At 65.4% G+C, this 17384-nt stretch carries 14 protein-coding genes and 1 pseudogene; 13 read left to right on the top strand and 2 right to left on the bottom strand.

From position 1 onward, the window contains the following. Nucleotides 1-145 precede the first annotated feature (145 nt). The 10 genes from rpmB to R3I40_RS03635 all read left to right on the top strand — a co-directional run bounded on the left by rpmB (nt 146) and on the right by R3I40_RS03635 (nt 12419). On the top strand, nt 146-337 hold the full coding sequence (rpmB, locus tag R3I40_RS03590; protein ID WP_183374031.1) for a 50S ribosomal protein L28: 192 nt from the start codon (nt 146-148) through the stop codon (nt 335-337). 71 nt (nt 338-408) lie between these two features. After that, on the top strand, nt 409-2643 hold the full coding sequence (locus R3I40_RS03595; protein WP_285262080.1) for an ATP-dependent DNA helicase RecG: 2235 nt from the start codon (nt 409-411) through the stop codon (nt 2641-2643). Between the two features lies 1 nt (nt 2644). Then, a complete protein-coding gene (gene rsmD / locus R3I40_RS03600) occupies nt 2645-3262 on the top strand; it encodes a 16S rRNA (guanine(966)-N(2))-methyltransferase RsmD (protein WP_183374035.1) in 618 nt (205 codons plus the stop codon). Continuing rightward, complete coding sequence (gene coaD / locus R3I40_RS03605) at nt 3259-3750, top strand: pantetheine-phosphate adenylyltransferase (RefSeq protein ID WP_183374037.1); 492 nt, start codon at nt 3259-3261, stop codon at nt 3748-3750. The genes rsmD and coaD overlap by 4 nt, the downstream gene beginning before the upstream one ends. Before the next feature lies 1 nt (nt 3751). Further along, nucleotides 3752-4342, top strand: a complete 591-nt coding sequence (locus R3I40_RS03610) for a YceD family protein (protein ID WP_285262081.1) — start codon at nt 3752-3754, stop codon at nt 4340-4342. Further along, nucleotides 4339-5094 (top strand): ribonuclease III, encoded by a 756-nt coding sequence (gene rnc, locus R3I40_RS03615; protein WP_259923196.1) that lies wholly within the window; start codon nt 4339-4341, stop codon nt 5092-5094. Before R3I40_RS03610 ends, rnc begins: the two co-directional genes overlap by 4 nt. Further along, nucleotides 5094-6047: a bifunctional DNA-formamidopyrimidine glycosylase/DNA-(apurinic or apyrimidinic site) lyase gene (mutM, locus tag R3I40_RS03620; RefSeq protein ID WP_285262082.1), complete on the top strand. Its 954-nt coding sequence runs from the start codon at nt 5094-5096 to the stop codon at nt 6045-6047. The genes rnc and mutM overlap by 1 nt, the downstream gene beginning before the upstream one ends. A gap of 467 nt (nt 6048-6514) precedes the next feature. Then, nucleotides 6515-9229: a DNA methyltransferase gene (locus R3I40_RS03625; RefSeq protein WP_285262083.1), complete on the top strand. Its 2715-nt coding sequence runs from the start codon at nt 6515-6517 to the stop codon at nt 9227-9229. Beyond that, entirely contained in the window at nt 9226-11211 is a 1986-nt protein-coding gene (locus R3I40_RS03630) for a DEAD/DEAH box helicase (RefSeq protein WP_285262084.1), read from the top strand. The genes R3I40_RS03625 and R3I40_RS03630 overlap by 4 nt, the downstream gene beginning before the upstream one ends. Continuing rightward, nucleotides 11211-12419 (top strand): GIY-YIG nuclease family protein, encoded by a 1209-nt coding sequence (locus R3I40_RS03635; RefSeq protein ID WP_285262085.1) that lies wholly within the window; start codon nt 11211-11213, stop codon nt 12417-12419. The genes R3I40_RS03630 and R3I40_RS03635 overlap by 1 nt, the downstream gene beginning before the upstream one ends. Nucleotides 12420-12662: 243 nt before the next feature. On the opposite strand, the gene R3I40_RS03640 is transcribed toward R3I40_RS03635, so the two are convergent. Next, entirely contained in the window at nt 12663-12887 is a 225-nt protein-coding gene (locus R3I40_RS03640) for a helix-turn-helix domain-containing protein (protein ID WP_239374942.1), read from the bottom strand. A gap of 614 nt (nt 12888-13501) precedes the next feature. Then, entirely contained in the window at nt 13502-14725 is a 1224-nt protein-coding gene (locus R3I40_RS03645; RefSeq protein ID WP_183375371.1) for an IS110 family RNA-guided transposase, read from the bottom strand. Between the two features lie 230 nt (nt 14726-14955). Here R3I40_RS03645 and R3I40_RS03650 point away from each other — a divergent pair, with 230 nt between their 5' ends. The 3 genes and pseudogenes from R3I40_RS03650 to R3I40_RS03660 all read left to right on the top strand — a co-directional run bounded on the left by R3I40_RS03650 (nt 14956) and on the right by R3I40_RS03660 (nt 17382). Next, nucleotides 14956-16431 (top strand): ApeA N-terminal domain 1-containing protein, encoded by a 1476-nt coding sequence (locus R3I40_RS03650; RefSeq protein ID WP_317700101.1) that lies wholly within the window; start codon nt 14956-14958, stop codon nt 16429-16431. A gap of 144 nt (nt 16432-16575) precedes the next feature. Then, nucleotides 16576-16707 (top strand): annotated as a pseudogene (locus tag R3I40_RS03655) (zinc finger domain-containing protein); the annotation flags it as partial. A gap of 57 nt (nt 16708-16764) precedes the next feature. Beyond that, entirely contained in the window at nt 16765-17382 is a 618-nt protein-coding gene (locus tag R3I40_RS03660; RefSeq protein WP_285262086.1) for a response regulator, read from the top strand. Nucleotides 17383-17384: the final 2 nt, after the last annotated feature.

The raw sequence follows: 17384 nt of genomic DNA on the forward strand, positions 1-17384 counted from the left end.
ACAGCCGCCGGCGGCACTGGGCCCTGTCCTCAGCGATGGGCCGTGCGGTATGCTCATTGGGTTGCCTTGCGCCAGGGCGAGATCGTCCGCGCCTGCCGTGGGCGCATCATCGACGACTTCCATTCATTTCGACCAGGAGAACATCGTGGCTTCTAAGTGTGACATCTGCCCCAAGGGCCCGAGCTTCGGCAAGAGTGTCTCCCACTCCCACCGTCGCACCTCGCGCCGCTGGAACCCGAACATCCAGTCCGTGCGCGCCATCGTGAACGGCAGCGCCAAGCGCATCAACGTGTGCACGTCCTGCATCAAGGCGGGCAAGGTGCAGCGCGCCGCCTGAGCGCAGCTGCCCACCAGCACCCGTGAGAAGCGGCCCCGGATCCCGGGGCCGCTTTTCGCACAGGAGGAGCCATGCAGTCGCCTGCCCTGACCACCATCCTCAGCCCGAAGGAGCTGAAGGCCGTCCGCGGATTCGGGGTCGAGACCGCGGAGGAGCTGCTGCGCGTCTCCCCGAACCGCTACAAGGTCCCCGGGCCGGTGCGCGACCTCCACAGCCTGCAGGAGGGCGATGACATCACCGTCATCGCAACCGTCATCGACATCAGCGAACACCGCATGCGCAGCGGCCGCGGCACAGTCCTCACCGCCCGCATCGAGGACGATTCCGGGGACCAGCTGGACCTGCCGTTCTTCCTGTACAAGCAGCACCTGGTGACCTATCACCGGGGGAGGCTGCGCCCCGGCGTCGGCATCCTCGTCCAGGGCACCGTCAAACTGTTCCGGGGACAGCCGCAGGTCACCCACCCGGACTACACGCTGCTCACACCCGACGGCGAGGACACCGACGGCATCACCATCCAGCAGGCGCTGCAGCCCCGGCCCGTCTATCCGCAGCGATCCGGCTCCAAGCAGAGCACCGTTGCCAGCGCGTTCGACAAAGCCCTCGACTACGTCAGCCTCACCGCCACCCCCGTGCCCGGCGCGGTCCTCCGAGAGCATCGCCTGCTGACCGCTGAGCAGGCCCTCACCGCCCTGCACCGACCGCGCAGCATGAAGGACGTCGACGCCGCCCGGCGGTTCCTCCGCTTCGAAGAGGCGTTCATCATCCAGTCCGCGTTCGCGCGCCGCCGCGCCCGCGACGCCGAGGACCGCGCCCCCGCCTTGGATGTCCGCGGACCGCTCGCCACGGGGCTCGATCAGCGACTCCCGTTCTCGCTGACCGACGCGCAGCAGCGCGCCGGTGCCGAGATCGAGCAGCGCATCTCCACCGCGCGCCCCACGTCGGTGCTGCTGCAGGGCGATGTGGGCAGCGGCAAGACCATCGTGGCGCTGCGGGCCATGGTCCGCGCCATCGACTCCGGCCATCAGGCGGCGCTGCTCGCTCCGACCGATGTCCTCGCGCGGCAGCACCACGCCACCATCATGCGCATGCTCGGGGACCTCGGGGAGGCCGGCACCCTCCACGCCCCGGAGCACGCCACCACGGTCCGGCTGCTCACCGGGTCCCTCACGGTGCCCGAGCGCCGCCAGGCGCTGCTGGACATGCAGGTCGGGACCGCGGGACTGATCGTCGGCACTCACGCGCTGCTGTCCGACGGCGTCGACTTCGCCGACCTCGGCCTCGTCGTGATCGACGAGCAGCACCGCTTCGGGGTGGAGCACCGCCGCATGCTGCGCGCGAAGGGCAGCCACGGCGGCAACCCGCATGTCATCGTCATGACCGCCACGCCGATTCCGCGCACCGCGGCGATCAGCATTGCAGGCGACCTCGATGTCATCGCCCTGGACACCGCCCCTGCGGGCCGCGCCGAGGTGCAGAGCTTTGTGGTGCCCGAGTCGAGTGACTCGTGGCGCGAGCGCATGTGGGAGCGCACCGCGGAGGAGTGCCGCCGCGGCATGCAGGCGTTCGTGGTGTGCCCCCGCATCAGCCCCGATGACGACACCGACGACAACGCGGATGCCGGCTTCGTGGACGACGCCGACCCCGGCCTGCTCACCAGCAGCGGCGGGCAGGGGGCCGACGGACTCCCGGATCCCTGGGCTCTGCACAGCGTGGAGGAGATCGCCGAGCAGCTGCAGACCGACCCCCGCTTCCGCGGCCTGCGGATCGCGACCCTCCACGGCCGCCAGCACGCGAACGACAAGCAGAAGCGGATGGAGGCGTTCGCCGCCGGGCAGATCGACGTCCTGGTCGCCACCACCGTCGTCGAAGTCGGCGTCGACATCCCGAACGCCACCGTGATGGTGGTGCTCGATGCTGAGCGGTTCGGGCTGTCCCAGCTGCACCAGCTGCGCGGCCGCATCGGGCGGTCCGACCATCCCGGCATCGCCTTCTTCACCACCCGCGCCGCAGCGGGCAGCCCCCAGCACGACCATCTGAAGGCGCTCGCCGACACCCGCAACGGGTTCGAGCTCGCCGAGATCGACCTGGAGCGCCGCGGCGGCGGCGACCTCATCGGCACCGCCCAGTCCGGCATGCGCGCCGGCATCACCCATCTGAATGTGCTGCGGGACGCCGCCGTGATCGCCGAGGCGAGACAGGCCGCATTCAGCCTGGACCTCGGCGCCCTCAGCGAGGTTGAACGGACCCGACTGACCGACGCCATCGACGCCCGCCTCGTGGATGCGGACGTGGAGAGGAGCTGACATGCCCCGCATCATCGCCGGAGCGCTGGGCGGTCGCACCATCGCCTCCCCGCCCAGCAGCCGCACCCGCCCCACCAGCGACCGGGTCCGCGAATCCCTGTTCGGGCGGCTCGACGCCTGGGGCGTTCTGCGCGGCGCCCATGTGCTCGACCTGTTCGGCGGCACCGGCGCCCTCGCATTCGAAGCGCTGTCCCGCGGCGCCGGCAGCGCCGTCATCGTGGAGGCGCACGGCCCCACCGCCCAGGTGATCCGCCGCAGCGCCGAGGACCTCGGCCTCACCGACCAGGTCAGCGTTATCACCGGGCGGGCCGAGAGCGTCATCCGGACGCTGAACCCGTCGGCTGGCCCCGCCGCCTCAGCGGTGTTCCTCGACCCTCCCTACACCGTCCCCCTCGCGCACATCGCCGACCTCCTCGAGCAGCTCAGCGCCGCCGGAGTCCTCGCCGACGAAGCGGTCATCGTCATCGAGCACTCCGGCCGCACCGATGAGCAGCTGCGCCTCGGCCCCGAGTTCGTGGACGAGGGTGCGAAGCAGTACGGCGACACCGCCGTGGAGTTCTTCACCTATCTCGACCCCCGGATCAGCGCGGCAGGCACGGGCGATATGCTGGGGCAATGACCACAGCAGTTGTGCCGGGCTCCTTCGATCCCTTCACCACCGGTCACCTCGACCTCGTGCGCCGCGCGTCCGCCCTCGTGGACCGCGTCATCGTCGCCGTCTCCCACAACCCGAACAAGAACCACCTGCTGGACATCGAGACGCGCCTGCGGACCATCCGCGACACCCTCGAGCAGGAGGGACTGACCACCGTCACCGCCGAAGCCCTCCCCAGCGGGCTCCTCGTGGACTTCGCGAAGGGCCGCGGCGCCACGCACCTCATCAAGGGGCTGCGCTCCCAGATCGACCTCGCCTACGAGGAGCCGATGGCGCGCATGAACCAGCACCTGGAGGGCATCGACACCGTGTTCGTGCTGACCGATCCGTCGCTCTCCCACATCAGCTCCACCCTCGTCCGCGAGGTCGCCGGCCTCGGCCGCGACGTGTCCGACTTCGTTCCCGCGCCGGTCCTCGGCGCACTCACCGCAACCCTGGCAAAGGACAGCTGAGATGGCAGACCCCATGCTCCCCGCCGGCCTCGACCTCCGCTTCGAGGTCATCGACCTCATCCACCGCATCGGCGCCCACCGCACCGAAGAGCGCATCGTCCGCGCCGACGAGCAGGTCGGCAGCCCCGTCATGGGCGTCGCCGCCGGCGACCCGATCGACGTGCGCGCCCAGCTCGAATCCGTGGAAGAGGGCATCTTCATCACCGGCAGCGCCGACGCCACCCTCACCGGCGAATGCTCCCGATGCCTCGATCCGATCACCGAGGACGTCAGTGCCCCCATCGGCGAGATGTTCACCTACCCCGACAAGCTCGAGAAGGGCATCGATCCGGAGGAGGACGACATCCCCCTCCTCACCGGCGACACCATCGACCTCGGCCAACAGGTCCACGACGCCCTCGCCGTGGCCGCACCGTTCACACCCCTGTGCCGCGAGGACTGCCTCGGCCTGTGCGACCAGTGCGGGTTCCGCATGGAGGACGACCCCGACCACGAGCACGTCATCATCGACCCGCGACTGAGCTCGCTCGCCGCCCTGCTGCAGGACTCCGATGGCGCCGCCGGTGACGCCAAGGGGGACTCGGCACAGTGAGCCGGAAGAACCGTGCCCGCGGCATCGAGCAGCATCGCGAGGACCGCAGTGAGCTGCTCGCCTCCCTGCCGCTGCGGGGGCAGCAGATCCGCGAGGACCTCCTCGAGGTCGCGCTGACGCACCGATCGTTCTCGTACGAGAACGGGGAAGTGCCGCACAACGAGCGGCTCGAGTTCCTCGGCGACTCCGTGCTCGGCCTCGCCGTCACCCACCGCCTGTTCCACCTGTTCCCGGACGCTCCCGAGGGCCGCCTGTCCCGGCACAAGAGCGCCGTCGTATCGATGCGGGCCCTGGCACTGCTGGCGCGCCGCCACGGGCTCGGCGAGTACATCCGCCTCGGCCGCGGGGAGGCCCTGTCCGGCGGCCGCGACCGTTCCTCGGTCCTCGCCGACACGGTGGAGGCGATCATCGGCGCGGTCCATCTCAGCCTCGGCGCTGAGGCCTCCGACCGCTTCGTGCTGGACCTGATCGATCCGATCATCGACGACGACGAGTTCCTGCGCGCCGAATACGACTACAAGACGCGCCTGCAGGAGATCGCCGCGGAGCACGACACCGTCCCGGCGTACGAGGTGGAGGACCACTCGGCCGACGGCGTCTCCGCCTACAGCGCCGTCGCGACCGTGGCCGGGCAGGTCACCGGCCGCGGCGACGGCACCTCGAAGAAGGACGCTGAGCGCGCCGCCGCGCAGCAGGCCGTGCTGGCGTACTGCAACGCCCACGGCATCGAGTTCTCCGTGTTCGACGCCTGATGCCCGAGATGCCCGAGGTCGAGGTCGTGCGCCGCGGCCTCGCCCCCTACGTCACCGGACGCACCATCGACCGCGTCGAGGTCCATGACGTCCGGTCGATCCGTCGGCACACTCCCGGTGCTGACCACCTGGGCGACGCCCTCGTGGGGCGCCGGATCCGCTCCGCCGTGCGCCGCGGGAAGTTCCTGTGGCTGCTGGACGACCACCTCGACGACGCGCTCATGGTGCATCTGGGAATGAGCGGCCAGCTGCGCGTCAGCGCACCGCCCGCGACCGACCCGGCCTCCGTGGGCGGCCCGGGGGCGGGGCCGACGGGCGCCGCGCCCAGCGAGGGACCCGCCTCCGACCCGGTCAAACACCTGCGGGTGCGTCTGGAGCTCGATGACGGCACCCGCATCGACTTCATCGACCAGCGGATCTTCGGCGGCCTCTGGCTCTCGCCCCTGGAGGAGACAGCAGATGCTGCTCCCGCCGGTGAAGGCGACGCTCTTCCCCTCATTCCCTCCTCGGCCGCGCACATCGCCCGTGACCTCACCGACCCGCAACTTGATGTGGAGCGCACCGTGGCTGCGATCCGCCGCAGCCGAGCCTCCATCAAGTCCCTGCTGCTGAACCAGCAGGTGGTCTCCGGCATCGGCAACATCTACGCCGACGAAGCCCTCTGGGCGGCCCGCATCCACTACGAACGCCCCGGTGAGAGCGTCAGCGCAGCGAAGGTGCGGCAGCTGCTGGCGGAGGCGAGGGCGGTGATGGAGCGCGCCCTCGAGGTGGGCGGCACGAGCTTCGACGCGCTGTACGTCAACGTCGACGGCCGCTCCGGTTATTTCGCGCGGGACCTCAATGTCTATGGGCGTTCTGGGCTACCGTGCAGGCGTTGCGGTACCCCCATTGTAAGGGAAAAATTCACGAACCGCTCTAGCCACTTTTGCCCGTCTTGCCAGCGGAAACGCTGAACGGATGCTCCCTCTGAGCATGCCGGCTAGCTGGTGCCTCGGCAACGGGGCAGAGTCTCGACTCATCACACATGAATGCACAGCGGGAAGAAACTCTCTTCTTACGTTCAGCCACGCACATACAGCGAGTCGAATCGAGTTCTGCTGGCGGCACGTGACCCGATCAAGAGTTCCGGGCGGCGGCTCGCGTGGGAGCGGTCGACCTTGGAAGGACGGCACGTGCCGGTCCCAGAGGGTCTGATTGGACCACCAGAGCGTGGAGCGAATCGCGCAGACCTCGAAACACCTCAGTAGTGACACGGCGCGCGCACATGGCGGGACATACGAGCGAGTTGACGCGGTACTGCGTCGGACTCGGGCGATAAGATTGCCGAGCGTGCGGTCAGGTTGAACCACTGCGGATTCGCAGGCAGGACTAGCCCGGGCACGTACGCGTAGAAATCCAACGTGCAGGACAGGTGAACAACATGGCGAGGCTCAACCTCAAGGTGATCGAGGAACGCGTTTCCCCGCTGGCGGGTCGTGACTCGTACGACCGCGAGTTCATCTTCAACCTCCTGCTCGCCTACGGGAAACCGCAGAGCAGCATCACGCGCCTGCGCAACGGCGACCTCAACGTCGCTGCCGATCCGGTGAGTGAGGTCGCGCAGAAGAAGGTCGTCTACTTCAAGGAGACCGACGGCGACGCCCTGGCGGTCCTCGAAGGACTGAAGAAGTCTCCTGACGTGGTCCGCTTCAGCACGCGGTTCGTCATCGTCACCGACTACGTAGAGCTGGTCGCGTACGACACCAAGACCGATGAGACCATCGGGTTCCCCATCCGCGAGATCGACCAGCACTTCACGTTCTTCCTCCCGTGGGCCGGGATGGAGAAGGCCCAGTACGTCGCCGAGGCGCACGCAGATGTGAAGGCCGCTGAGCGCATGGGCAAGCTCTTCGACGAGCTCCTGAACGCGAACCCCGACCTCCTCGAACAGCCGCATGGACGCCACGCCCTGAACCTGTTCTTCACACGCCTGCTGTTCTGCTACTTCGCCGAGGACACCGGCATCTTCGCCGAGAATCAGTTCACGAACGCGGTCGGGTCCCAGACTCTCGACGACGGATCGGACACGGCAGAGTTCCTCACCGACCTGTTCACAGCACTCGACACGGCCCAGGCGGCGGACAAGCCCAGCCACCTCGCGGCGTTTCCCTACGTCAACGGCCGGCTCTTCACGATGTCGCCGGACCACGTCGTCCCGAGGTTCACGAAAAAGGCCCGGCAAGAGCTCATCAACGCCGGCAAGCTCATCTGGCGCGAGATCAACCCCGACATCTTCGGCTCGATGTTCCAGGCCATCGTCACGCCCGGCACCCGCAGTGACCTCGGTCAGCACTACACGTCCGTCCCCAACATCCTCAAGACGATCGAGCCGCTGTTCCTCGACGCGCTGAAGGATCAGTTCAACGCATCGCGCGATTCGGTCAAGAAGCTCGAAGCCCTTCTCGAACGCATCAGCGCGATCAAGGTCTTCGATCCTGCCTGTGGATCCGGGAACTTCCTCGTCATCGCGTACAAGGAGCTGCGCAAGCTCGAGCATGCCATCCTCGAACGCCTCGCCGAGCTGGATGACAGGTACCGCGTCCTGTTCGCCGAGTCGAAGATCAACATCGAGAACTTCTACGGCATTGAGATCGATGACTTCGCCGTCGAGGTGGCGATCCTGTCCCTGTGGATCGCGAAACACCAGATGAACGCAGAGTTCAAGGACAAATTCGGCGTCTCCATCCCCCTGATCCCACTTAAGGAAGCGGGGCAAATTAAGCAGGGCAACGCTGCTCGAGTCGACTGGAACGAGGTCTGCCCGAACGACGGCGGCGAGATCTATTTGATTGGGAACCCGCCATACGCAGGGTCGAAGACTCAGACCAAGGAGCAGAAGGCTGACTACGACTACGTATTCAAGGGGCGACCGTACTCAAAGAACCTCGACTACATTGCGCTCTGGTTCGTAAAGGGAGCCGAATACATCGAGGCCACACAGGCTGCGCTTGCGTTCGTCACGACGAACTCGGTTTCCCAAGGCGAACACGCCGGGATCATGTTCCCGATGATCTTCGAGAGGGGCATTGAGATTGGGTTCGCTTATACCTCGTTTAAGTGGGAGAACAACGCGAAGCGCAACGCAGGAGTGACCGTGGCTGTGGTCGGATTGAGGAAGGCGTCGCCTGCGCCCAAGTACATTTATGCAGATGACCTTCAGATCGTGGCGACCAACATCAATGGCTACCTCGCCGACGGGGACAACATGTTCGTGATGAAACGCTCGAAGCCATTATCGGGGCTGCCGGCTATGTCATTCGGAAGCATGCCGAACGACAAAGGTGCACTCCTGCTGAGCCCCGAGGAACGAAGTCGACTCCTTGAATCGAGACCTGACGCGGAACGCTTTATCAAGAGGTTCTTGGGCGCGAGTGAGTACATTTCTGGTGTCGACCGCTTCGCGTTATGGATCGAGGATCAGGACGCGACGCAAGCAGCTGCGATTCCTGAGATTGCCAACAGGATCGAGCGGGTTCGCGCATCGCGCTCGGAAAGCGGCAGGGCTTCGACGAAGAAACTCTCCGCGGTCCCACATCGTTTCGGCGAAGTCCGTTATAAGCCGACCGAGTCGATCATCGTTCCAAGTGTTTCGTCCGAACGCCGCGAGTACATCCCGATCGGATACCTCGGACCGGACACAGTTGTGTCGAATCTGGCTTATGCCGTCTACGATGCGAAGCCTTGGGTCTTCGCTCTCCTGACATCACGCATGCATATGTCGTGGACTCGAGCCGTTGGAGGTCAGCTAGAGACTCGCATTCGTTACTCGAACACGATTGTCTATAACAACTTCCCAGTGCCGCCTCTGTCTGACGCCATGAAGGAGAAGCTCACTGAAGCTGCGCTCCGTGTGCTAGATGTGCGGGAGTACCACTGCGAGAAGGCCCTCGCTGAGCTCTATGACCCGGACAAGATGCCCGATGACCTGCGTGAGGCTCACGCGACTGTGGACGCGATGGTCGACTCGATCTACTCCAAGAAACCGTACGAGTCCGACGAGCAGCGCCTCTCTGACCTGTTTGCGATGTACGAACGTATGACTGCCGAGGAAGCAGCGAAGGCTCCGGCGAAGAAGTCCCGAAAGGCGGCCAAGTGAACGCGCATAAGAAGCCCGTCAACATCGTCGACGTCACCTATGCCCAGACGAAGGCGTCGGTGAACACGGACGCACTGGGCATGCGCGAGATGCAGCAGCGGGTGTTCGCTAAGCGCGACGCCCAGCATCTGCTGGTCAAGGCACCGCCGGCGTCCGGTAAGTCGCGTGCGCTCATGTTTGTGGGCCTGGACAAGCTCTACAACCAGGGTCGCGAGAAGGTCATCGTCGCCGTACCGGAGCGCTCGATCGGGGCATCGTTCGCCTCGACGAACCTCACGAAGTTCGGCTTCTTCGCCGACTGGGCGATCAAACCGGAGCACAACCTCTGCGATGCTGGCTCCTCGGAGGGCAAGGTCGATGCGTTCATCAAGTTCCTCGAAGGGCCTGACGCGACACTTGTGTGCACCCACGCCACGTTGCGCTTCGCGTTCGAGAAACTCGCCCCCGACGCCTTCGACGGCACGGTCCTCGCGATCGACGAGTTCCACCACGTCTCCGCTGACACGGAGTCCAGCCGCCTCGGGGCACTCCTGCGCGACGTGATGAACGGCTCTGATGTGCACATCGTCGCCATGACGGGCTCGTACTTCCGCGGCGACTCGGTCCCCGTGCTCACTGCCGAGGACGAAGCGAAGTTCACGCCGGTCACCTTCAACTACTACGACCAGCTCAACGGCTACGAGCACCTGCGCTCTCTGGGAATCGGGCATCACTTCTACCAAGGGCGGTACACCGATGCGATCGGTGAGGTCCTCGACCTCGACAAGAAGACCATCGTGCACATCCCGAGCGTGAACTCCGGCGAGTCGACGAAGGACAAGCTCGAGGAAGTCGGGCGCATCATCGACGTCATCGGCCACGTCGAGACGACGGATCCGGACACCGGCATCATCAGCGTGCGCCGCCAGGACACCGGGACCATCGTGCGCGTGGCGGACCTCGTCGACGACACGGATCAGAAGAAGCGCGGGGACACCCTCCACTTCCTGTCCCACACGGCTTCGAAGGACCGCGACGCCGTCGACATCATCATTGCTCTTGGCATGGCCAAGGAAGGCTTCGACTGGTCCTTCGCCGAGCACGCACTGACCGTCGGCTACCGGGCCTCGCTCACCGAAGTCATCCAGATCATCGGACGCGTGACCCGCGACAGCCCCGGGAAGTCCCACGCGCAGTTCACGAACCTCATCGCGGAGCCCGACGCGACCCAGGGCGAGGTGAAGGTCTCCGTGAACAACATGCTCAAGGCGATCACCGCCTCTTTGCTCATGGAGCAGGTCCTCGCGCAGAACTTCACGTTCAAGACGAAGAAGTTCGACGCGGACGACTCGAAGACTCCCGGCGAGCTCAAGATCAAGGGGTTCAAGGAGCCGTCGACCGAACGTGTGAAGCAGATCGTCGAGACCGACCTGAACGACCTGAAGGCGACGATCCTGCAGGACGACACGTTCGCCAGAGCTGCTGCTGGCTCCGTGGACGCCGAGACGACGAACCAGGTGCTGATCCCCAAGATCATCCGCGAGAAGTACCCGGATCTCACCGACGCCCAGGTCGAGGAGGTTCGTCAGCAGGTCGTGGTCGATTCGGTGATCAAGAATGGCGAGGTGCGCGAGGTCGGCGACAAGAGGTTCATCAAGATGGCCGAGAAGTTCGTCAACATCGACGAGCTCCACATCAACCTCATCGATTCGGTGAACCCGTTCCAGCGGGCATTCGAGGTCATGTCCAAGTCGGTCACGCCGTCAGTGCTCCGGATCATCCAGGAATCGATCGCTGCGACACGCATCGAGTTCAGTGAAGAGGAAGCGGTTGCGCTCTGGCCAAAGATTCAGAACTGGGTCAAGGTGAACGGTGGCCGTCGTCCCGATCGGCGTGCTGAAGATCCGACCGAGAAGCGCTACGCGGAAGCACTGCTCTTTTTGCAGCGCCTCAAGCAGCAACGCATCGCACAGATGAAAGCCGCCGAGACAGGGGAGGGATGATGACTACTAACGACAACTCTACGCCACCATCCTCGGGCAAGTCGGTTGTAGAGGATGCGTTTCTTCGACTCCTCGATTCGGATGTGGACGGATTGCTCGATGCGCCGCAGAAGCCGAAGAAGGTCACTTCTTCGGACCGTCTGGAAGGGGCGTTTCTCGAGATCGTCGAGTTCCGACGAGAGCACGGGCGGGTGCCGAGCTCGACGACGCGCGAGATCGCCGAGCGGAAGCTCGGGGCGCGCCTCGACGGCATCATGGCGAATGACGAGAAGATCGAAGCGCTCAAGCACCTCGACGAGTTTGGGCTGCTCGATGCGCCCGAACCTCCGGGTTCGTTGGATGATCTCCTTGACAGCGACGCCATCGACGACCTGCTCGACGATGACAGCGGCGTCCTCGATGTCTCGGGTCTCCCCCTCATGCGCAAGCCCGAGTCCCCTGATTCGGTCGCGAAGCGTGTTAAGGCCGAAGACTTCGAACAGTTCGAGCACCTGTTCAAGGCCAAGCACGCTGAGCTCACCGAGGGTACCCTCCAGCTCGCCAGGTTCACCGGGCTCCACATGATCCGCGAAGGCGCGTTCTTCGTCCTCGGAGGCGTGATGTGCTTCGTTGCCGAAGTCGGTGAGGACGTCGACCTCGTCGTCGGCGGAAAGCCGAAGCAGAAGCAACGCCTGCGCGTCCTCTTCGAGAACGGCACCGAGTCGAGGATGTACAAGCAGAGCCTGATGACGCGCCTGTATGAACAGGAGGGCCAGGTTCTCGCACGGACTGGCGTCGACGCGAGCGAGGTCCTCGACGCGGATGTCGAGAGCGGGCACATCTACGTGCTTCAGTCGCTGAGCGACGACCCCGCGATTTCAGGCCTTCCTGACCTGTACAAGATCGGCTTCTCAACGACGACCGTCGAGCAGCGCATCAAGAACGCCGAGTCGTCGCCGACGTACCTGATGGCACCCGTGCGCGTCGTCGCGGACTACCGCCTCTACAACGTGAAGCCGTCAGCACTCGAGCACCTGCTGCATCGTGTCTTCGCGGCCGTGCGTCTCGACCTGACCCAGATCGACCGCAAGGGCCGGGACTATGACCCCTCGGAGTGGTTCGTCGTGCCTCGTGACGCGATCAATCGGGCAGTCGCGATGATCGTCTCCGGAGAGATCGTGGACTACGTCTACGACCCCGTGAGCCAGCAGCTGGTTCCGCGCTCATGACAGCTCGTGACAACCACCCGAGGGAATGTACTGACTAGCCCAGTCAGTATTCGGTCTTCCATGTAGTAGCGGCGCGCCGTGTCGCATCCGCGAGGACGTCTCTGATCTCGCGCTGGAGGAGGAGTGGAGCGCCGAGACCGTCAAGGTTCTCGGCTGATAGCCATTCCAGCGCCTCACTTCGTGACCCAGGAAGGGGCGGCTCACACGTATACGTGAGATCGCGCCACTTCGGGGGAGTGCTAGCTAGTTGACCGTCGCGAGGAGCTCCGCGGGGGAGACATCAAGCCCGTGAGCGAGCTTGACGCTGATGACGAGCGTCGAGTTGCGGCGGCCCCGCTCCAGGCCGCTTATGTAGGTGCGGTCGAGACTGACGTGGTGAGCGAAGGCCTCTTGAGACGCCCAGCCTCGCTCCTGGCGGAGTTCGCGGAGATGCTCGCCGAATGCGATGCGGTGCGCGGACTCCCTCATATCTCAACGGTTTCGCTACGATGACCATGAGTCCACGGACTATGAGTCACATTAGTTGGTCCGGGGGGTGATCGCGTTCGCGTCAGGCTCCGGGCAATGCGAAGGAGCGAGTAGGGCATGGGGTCAGAAGACGAGTGGATCGACATCGCCGCGGCGGCAGAGCGCGAGTCGTGCAGCCCGCAGGCCATTCGCCGGCGGATCAAGGCTGGGGTTCTGACGGAGCGCATAGAAGCCTCCACGGCTCGCGATGGGCAGCACACGGTTAAGGCTTTGGGCCCGGGTCTCTGAGCTCGACGAGGTGTTCGGTCACGCGGCTCGGTAGGAACATGTTCGAAGGATCCGAGCCACCGCGCAGCCGCTGACACGCGACCAGGAGAGCGCTCTGCGTAAGGTGCTTCCCGACCATCTTGCAGAGAAGCAGGCGAAGCGGACGAGACGTAAGGTCGGCGGGGAGGCCGTGGGGTGCCTACAGGGGATCTTCGTGAAGTCTCGCCAGGCGGGCTGAGCAGCCGGCACTGCTAGAATCGAAGGCGTATGCTCCGGTGACTATCCGGGCCGCCTAGCCCGGACTCCCGGGGCACCACTCTTGTAGGGGGGTGTCCCTATGTTTCGAGTCAAGCCGCGAGAGCGGTCGGCTCGGGGGTAGGGGCGGTTGTCGGTGGCTGGTAGTAGGTGCCGTCGCGGAGCATGGCGTAGATGACGTTGCAGCGGCGGCGGGCTAGGCAGATCACGGCGGCGTTGTGCCGTTTGCCTTCGGCGCGTTTGCGATCGTAGTAGGCCTTGGAGATGGGGTCGTGGTTGGAGGCGACCCAGGCGGAGTAGAACAGGGCGTTCTTCAGGCGTTTGTTCCCTGACCGGGCGGGGAACTCTCCGCGGATCGAGGTGCCTGATCTGCGGGTGACCGGCGCGATCCCGGCATAGGCCGCGAGGTGGCTGGCGGACTCAAACGCGGAGCCATCACCGATCGCGAGGAGGATCTGGGCGGCGGTCTTGATGCCGATCCCCGGCATGCTCATCAAGACCGAGGCGAGAGGGAAGTCCTCCAGCATGCCCTCCACTTCGTGGGCCACGGTCGCGCGCTGTTCTTTCAGCTCTTTAACCTGGCCAGCGACTCGGGGGATCACCAGCTCAACCGCTGCGGTGGCGGGCACGATGACGGTCTGCTCGCTAAGGGCTGTGAAGATCTGCTCGACCAGCGTCTCGGGGTCGCGGCGTGAATGCGCGCGGGCGAACCGCAGCACCTTCCTTCGGCCGGCACTTCGGAGGCCGGTGGGTCCGCCAAACTTCTCCAGCAGGTCCAGCACGAGCCCAGTGGAAAGCTTCCCGCCTGCGAAGACGCGCTCGAGCGCGGGGTGGATCTGGGTGAGCAGGGACCGGATCCGGTTCAGCGCCCTTGTGGTCTCGTGGGCGAGGTCCTCGTCGAACCCGGCAAGGACCTTCAGTGCGGAGAGGACCTCGCTGTCGCGATCGACCTGCCGGAGGGTGTGAGGCATGGTGCGGGCCGTGTCGGCGATGATGAAAGCATCCCGCGCATCAGTCTTTGACCTGCCCGGATAGAGGTCCGCGGCCTTCCGCATCGCCAATCCGGGAAGGTAGGCGACTGTGCAGCCGGTATCCCGGGCCACCGCGATCGGCAACGCTCCGATGGTGTTCGGCTGGTCGACGACCAGCAGCACTTCGCCGTGGTTCTGCAGCTGGGTGAACAGCTCGCGAAGTTTGGTCTCGTCCTGCGGGAGGGGCTTGTCGAACAGCTTGTTCCCCTCCGGGTCGAGTGCGCACGCGTGGTGAGCTGTCTTTCCGACGTCCAGGCCGATCACGACCGCGAACCCTGTGTTCATGACGCTGTCCTCCTCATCACTGCTGGCCGCAGTCTCGACACCCGATGCCGGCACCCACGTTACGAAGAGACCTCAGACAGAGCTGGGCCGTGTCCCTATCAGCGGTCAACGCGTGTCTCTCGACCGGGCGGCAACACCCCCCGGACCATCAATGGCAGGGCAACAAAGCCATACCCGGCCGAGCGACCAGACCCCGTCCATCGGGGTGCTCACAAGGTAACGGGACGCATATGCCGACCGAGCGGCTGCATCTGATCGAATCCCACGAGTGGTCTGGGCTGTGGTGGTTGCCCGACGCGCCGGATGAGCGCGTCCCGGGCGTGCTGCGATACGACCGTGACGGCGGTGCGGAACTAACGTTAATCGGCACCTTCGAGGACCGGGTCATGACGTCGCCCCGACCAGGCGTGACGCATGTGCATGAAGGCACGCGGTTGTGGGACGTCATACTCGGCGTCGCTCAGAATAGGGAGATCACCCTCCTTGGGTGCATCCCGACGAGCACGAACCGAAGCTTCGGCGCGCGAGTGAAGAGCCCCGACAAGCAGGTGGTTTCGGCTCAATCCGCGCTGATCGGCGTCCACGCGGCGAACGCGGAAGCTGCACTATTCGAAGGACTTCAGATCTCCGTCGAGGATCTCGGCCGCTGGGCGGCAGACGGGGTCTTCTCGTCGTCGATCGGCGGCCCAGGCGGGACGCCGTTCGATGGCAGTGGCTCGATCTGCGCGAAGCCGCTGGAGTCGACGTCGGTCCTGGTCGACGGCACCGAGTACTCACTTGAGCATCTTCGTAATCCTCCGTACGTCGACGAGCTTCGCGGGAGGACGACAGCGCGGATCCGTGACACGGTCTTCCTGCAGGTCGCTCCGCCGGACGCGTGCTCCTTCGAGGAAGCGCTCGCGTCCGCGAAGTCTCTGCAGGACCTGATCTCGCTCGCGACCCATCGTGCTGCCGGGGTGATCTGGCTGCGGCTGAAACTTAAGGGAGACGGGCCGGGGGCCGAACGGCATCCGATGGAGCGTTATGTCGAGGTGCTCTACTCGCCCGCCGCAGTGGGGGAGCGGGATGCAAAGGCCATCGAGCACCACAGAGTGTTCTTCACCTGCAGTGACATCCCCTTCCAGGAGATCGTCCCGCGATGGTGTGCGGTGCGTGATCGCCTCCGGGCCTCGACGGACCTGATCTTGGCGCTGCGGTACGCGCCAGCGCAGTACGTCGAGAGCCGTCTTCTCATGGCGGTCGGCGCTGCCGAAGCCCTCCATCGGGCGCTGGGAATCGAAGAGCTCCCGATGCCGAATGCTGAGTTCAAGAAGATGCGCGAGGCGATGCTTGAGGTCGCTCCGGAGGGTCAGCGGGAGCGGCTCAAGTCCGCGATCCGCAACGACATGACTCTCCGCGACCGGCTGGAGGCTCTTGTCAATCGGCCTGACCAGGAGGCGGTGTCGGTGCTCGTTCCTGATGTTGAACGATGGGCCAGCAGGACGGTAAAGGCCCGCAACGACCTGGCTCACGAGGGACGCACCCCCAGGCACGAGTTCGAGGAGCTAGTCGCCGTCGTCGAGGTCACGGCGGGCGTGGTGATCCTGAATCTCCTGCACGAGATCGGGCTGCCCGCGGATCGTCAGCGAGCGATCGTGAGGGAGCATCCGCAACTCCGGATGATTGCGCGTTGGGCGAGGGCAGAGCTCGTGACGCCCGAAGCGTAAGCTCGTCGAAGGCGTGGACCAGTGCCCTCGATCGCTTCACTGACGGTGTGGCCAGCCCACGTTAGGGAGTCGAGTCCCCATCGAATCACCACTGGAATGACGACTCGACTGGCCATTGGTGAGCGTCATAAACGAGTCGAATGGGGCTACTTCGCCCGCTCGCTGAACGCCTACGGCCGCGAGGGCGAGCCGTGCCCGCGCTGCCGCGCACCGATCCGCCGGCATGTGTTCCAGAACCGTTCGTCGTATGTGTGCACGAGGTGCCAACGCCGATAGAGTGTCCGAGTGCGGCTGGGGACCCAGCCGTGTCGAGTGATGGAGGATCCTTCGCCCATGGACCAGCAGACCCGAGTGATGATCGTGGACGACCACGAGGTTGTGCGCCGCGGCATCGTTGCGGCGATCGATGCCGACGAGCGACTCACCGTTGTCGCTGAGGCCGGCAGCGTCGCCGAAGCGCACCGCCGCCTGCCGGCCGTGCGCCCCGACCTCCTCGTGGTCGACCTCCAGCTGCCCGACGGCACCGGCATTGACGTCATGAACATCGCCCGATCTCTGCGCGAGGACCAGCCGATGCTGGTGCTGACCTCCTTCAACGACACCGCCGCGATCCGCGAGTCCCGCCAGGCGGGTGCCAGGGGCCTGCTGATGAAGTCGGCGCGGTCGGCGGAGATCACCGGTGCGATCGTCGAAGTCGCCGCCGGCGGCACCATGTGGCCGGCCGGCAAGGACGACGGTGACGAGTTCGACCTCACCCCCGTGGAGTCCCGCATCGTCCAGTTCATCGGCGACGGTCTGCCGAACCGGGAGATCGCCGAGCATCTCGGCATCGCGGAGAAGACCGTGAAGAACCGCATCACCGGCATCCTCCAGAAGATGGGGATGCAGCGCCGCACCCAGGTGGCGGCGTGGGTCGTCGCGAACCGCCGCGCCGACTGGAAGGACAGCTGAGC

Origin of the sequence: Helcobacillus massiliensis (assembly GCF_033106145.1) — a bacterium.
GTDB classification, from domain to species: domain Bacteria; phylum Actinomycetota; class Actinomycetes; order Actinomycetales; family Dermabacteraceae; genus Helcobacillus; species Helcobacillus massiliensis.

Bases quoted from the DNA above. Each gene is read 5' to 3' on its own strand.
- R3I40_RS03650 (WP_317700101.1), top strand. From the start codon at position 14,956: ATGCCGACCGAGCGGCTGCATCTGATCGAATCCCACGAGTGGTCTGGG.
- R3I40_RS03595 (WP_285262080.1), top strand. From the start codon at position 409: ATGCAGTCGCCTGCCCTGACCACCATCCTCAGCCCGAAGGAGCTGAAG.
- R3I40_RS03625 (WP_285262083.1), top strand. From the start codon at position 6,515: ATGGCGAGGCTCAACCTCAAGGTGATCGAGGAACGCGTTTCCCCGCTG.
- rsmD (WP_183374035.1), top strand. From the start codon at position 2,645: ATGCCCCGCATCATCGCCGGAGCGCTGGGCGGTCGCACCATCGCCTCC.
- mutM (WP_285262082.1), top strand. From the start codon at position 5,094: ATGCCCGAGATGCCCGAGGTCGAGGTCGTGCGCCGCGGCCTCGCCCCC.
- R3I40_RS03635 (WP_285262085.1), top strand. From the start codon at position 11,211: ATGACTACTAACGACAACTCTACGCCACCATCCTCGGGCAAGTCGGTT.
- R3I40_RS03645 (WP_183375371.1), bottom strand. From the start codon at position 14,725: ATGAACACAGGGTTCGCGGTCGTGATCGGCCTGGACGTCGGAAAGACA.
- R3I40_RS03640 (WP_239374942.1), bottom strand. From the start codon at position 12,887: ATGAGGGAGTCCGCGCACCGCATCGCATTCGGCGAGCATCTCCGCGAA.
- coaD (WP_183374037.1), top strand. From the start codon at position 3,259: ATGACCACAGCAGTTGTGCCGGGCTCCTTCGATCCCTTCACCACCGGT.
- R3I40_RS03660 (WP_285262086.1), top strand. From the start codon at position 16,765: ATGGACCAGCAGACCCGAGTGATGATCGTGGACGACCACGAGGTTGTG.
- R3I40_RS03610 (WP_285262081.1), top strand. From the start codon at position 3,752: ATGGCAGACCCCATGCTCCCCGCCGGCCTCGACCTCCGCTTCGAGGTC.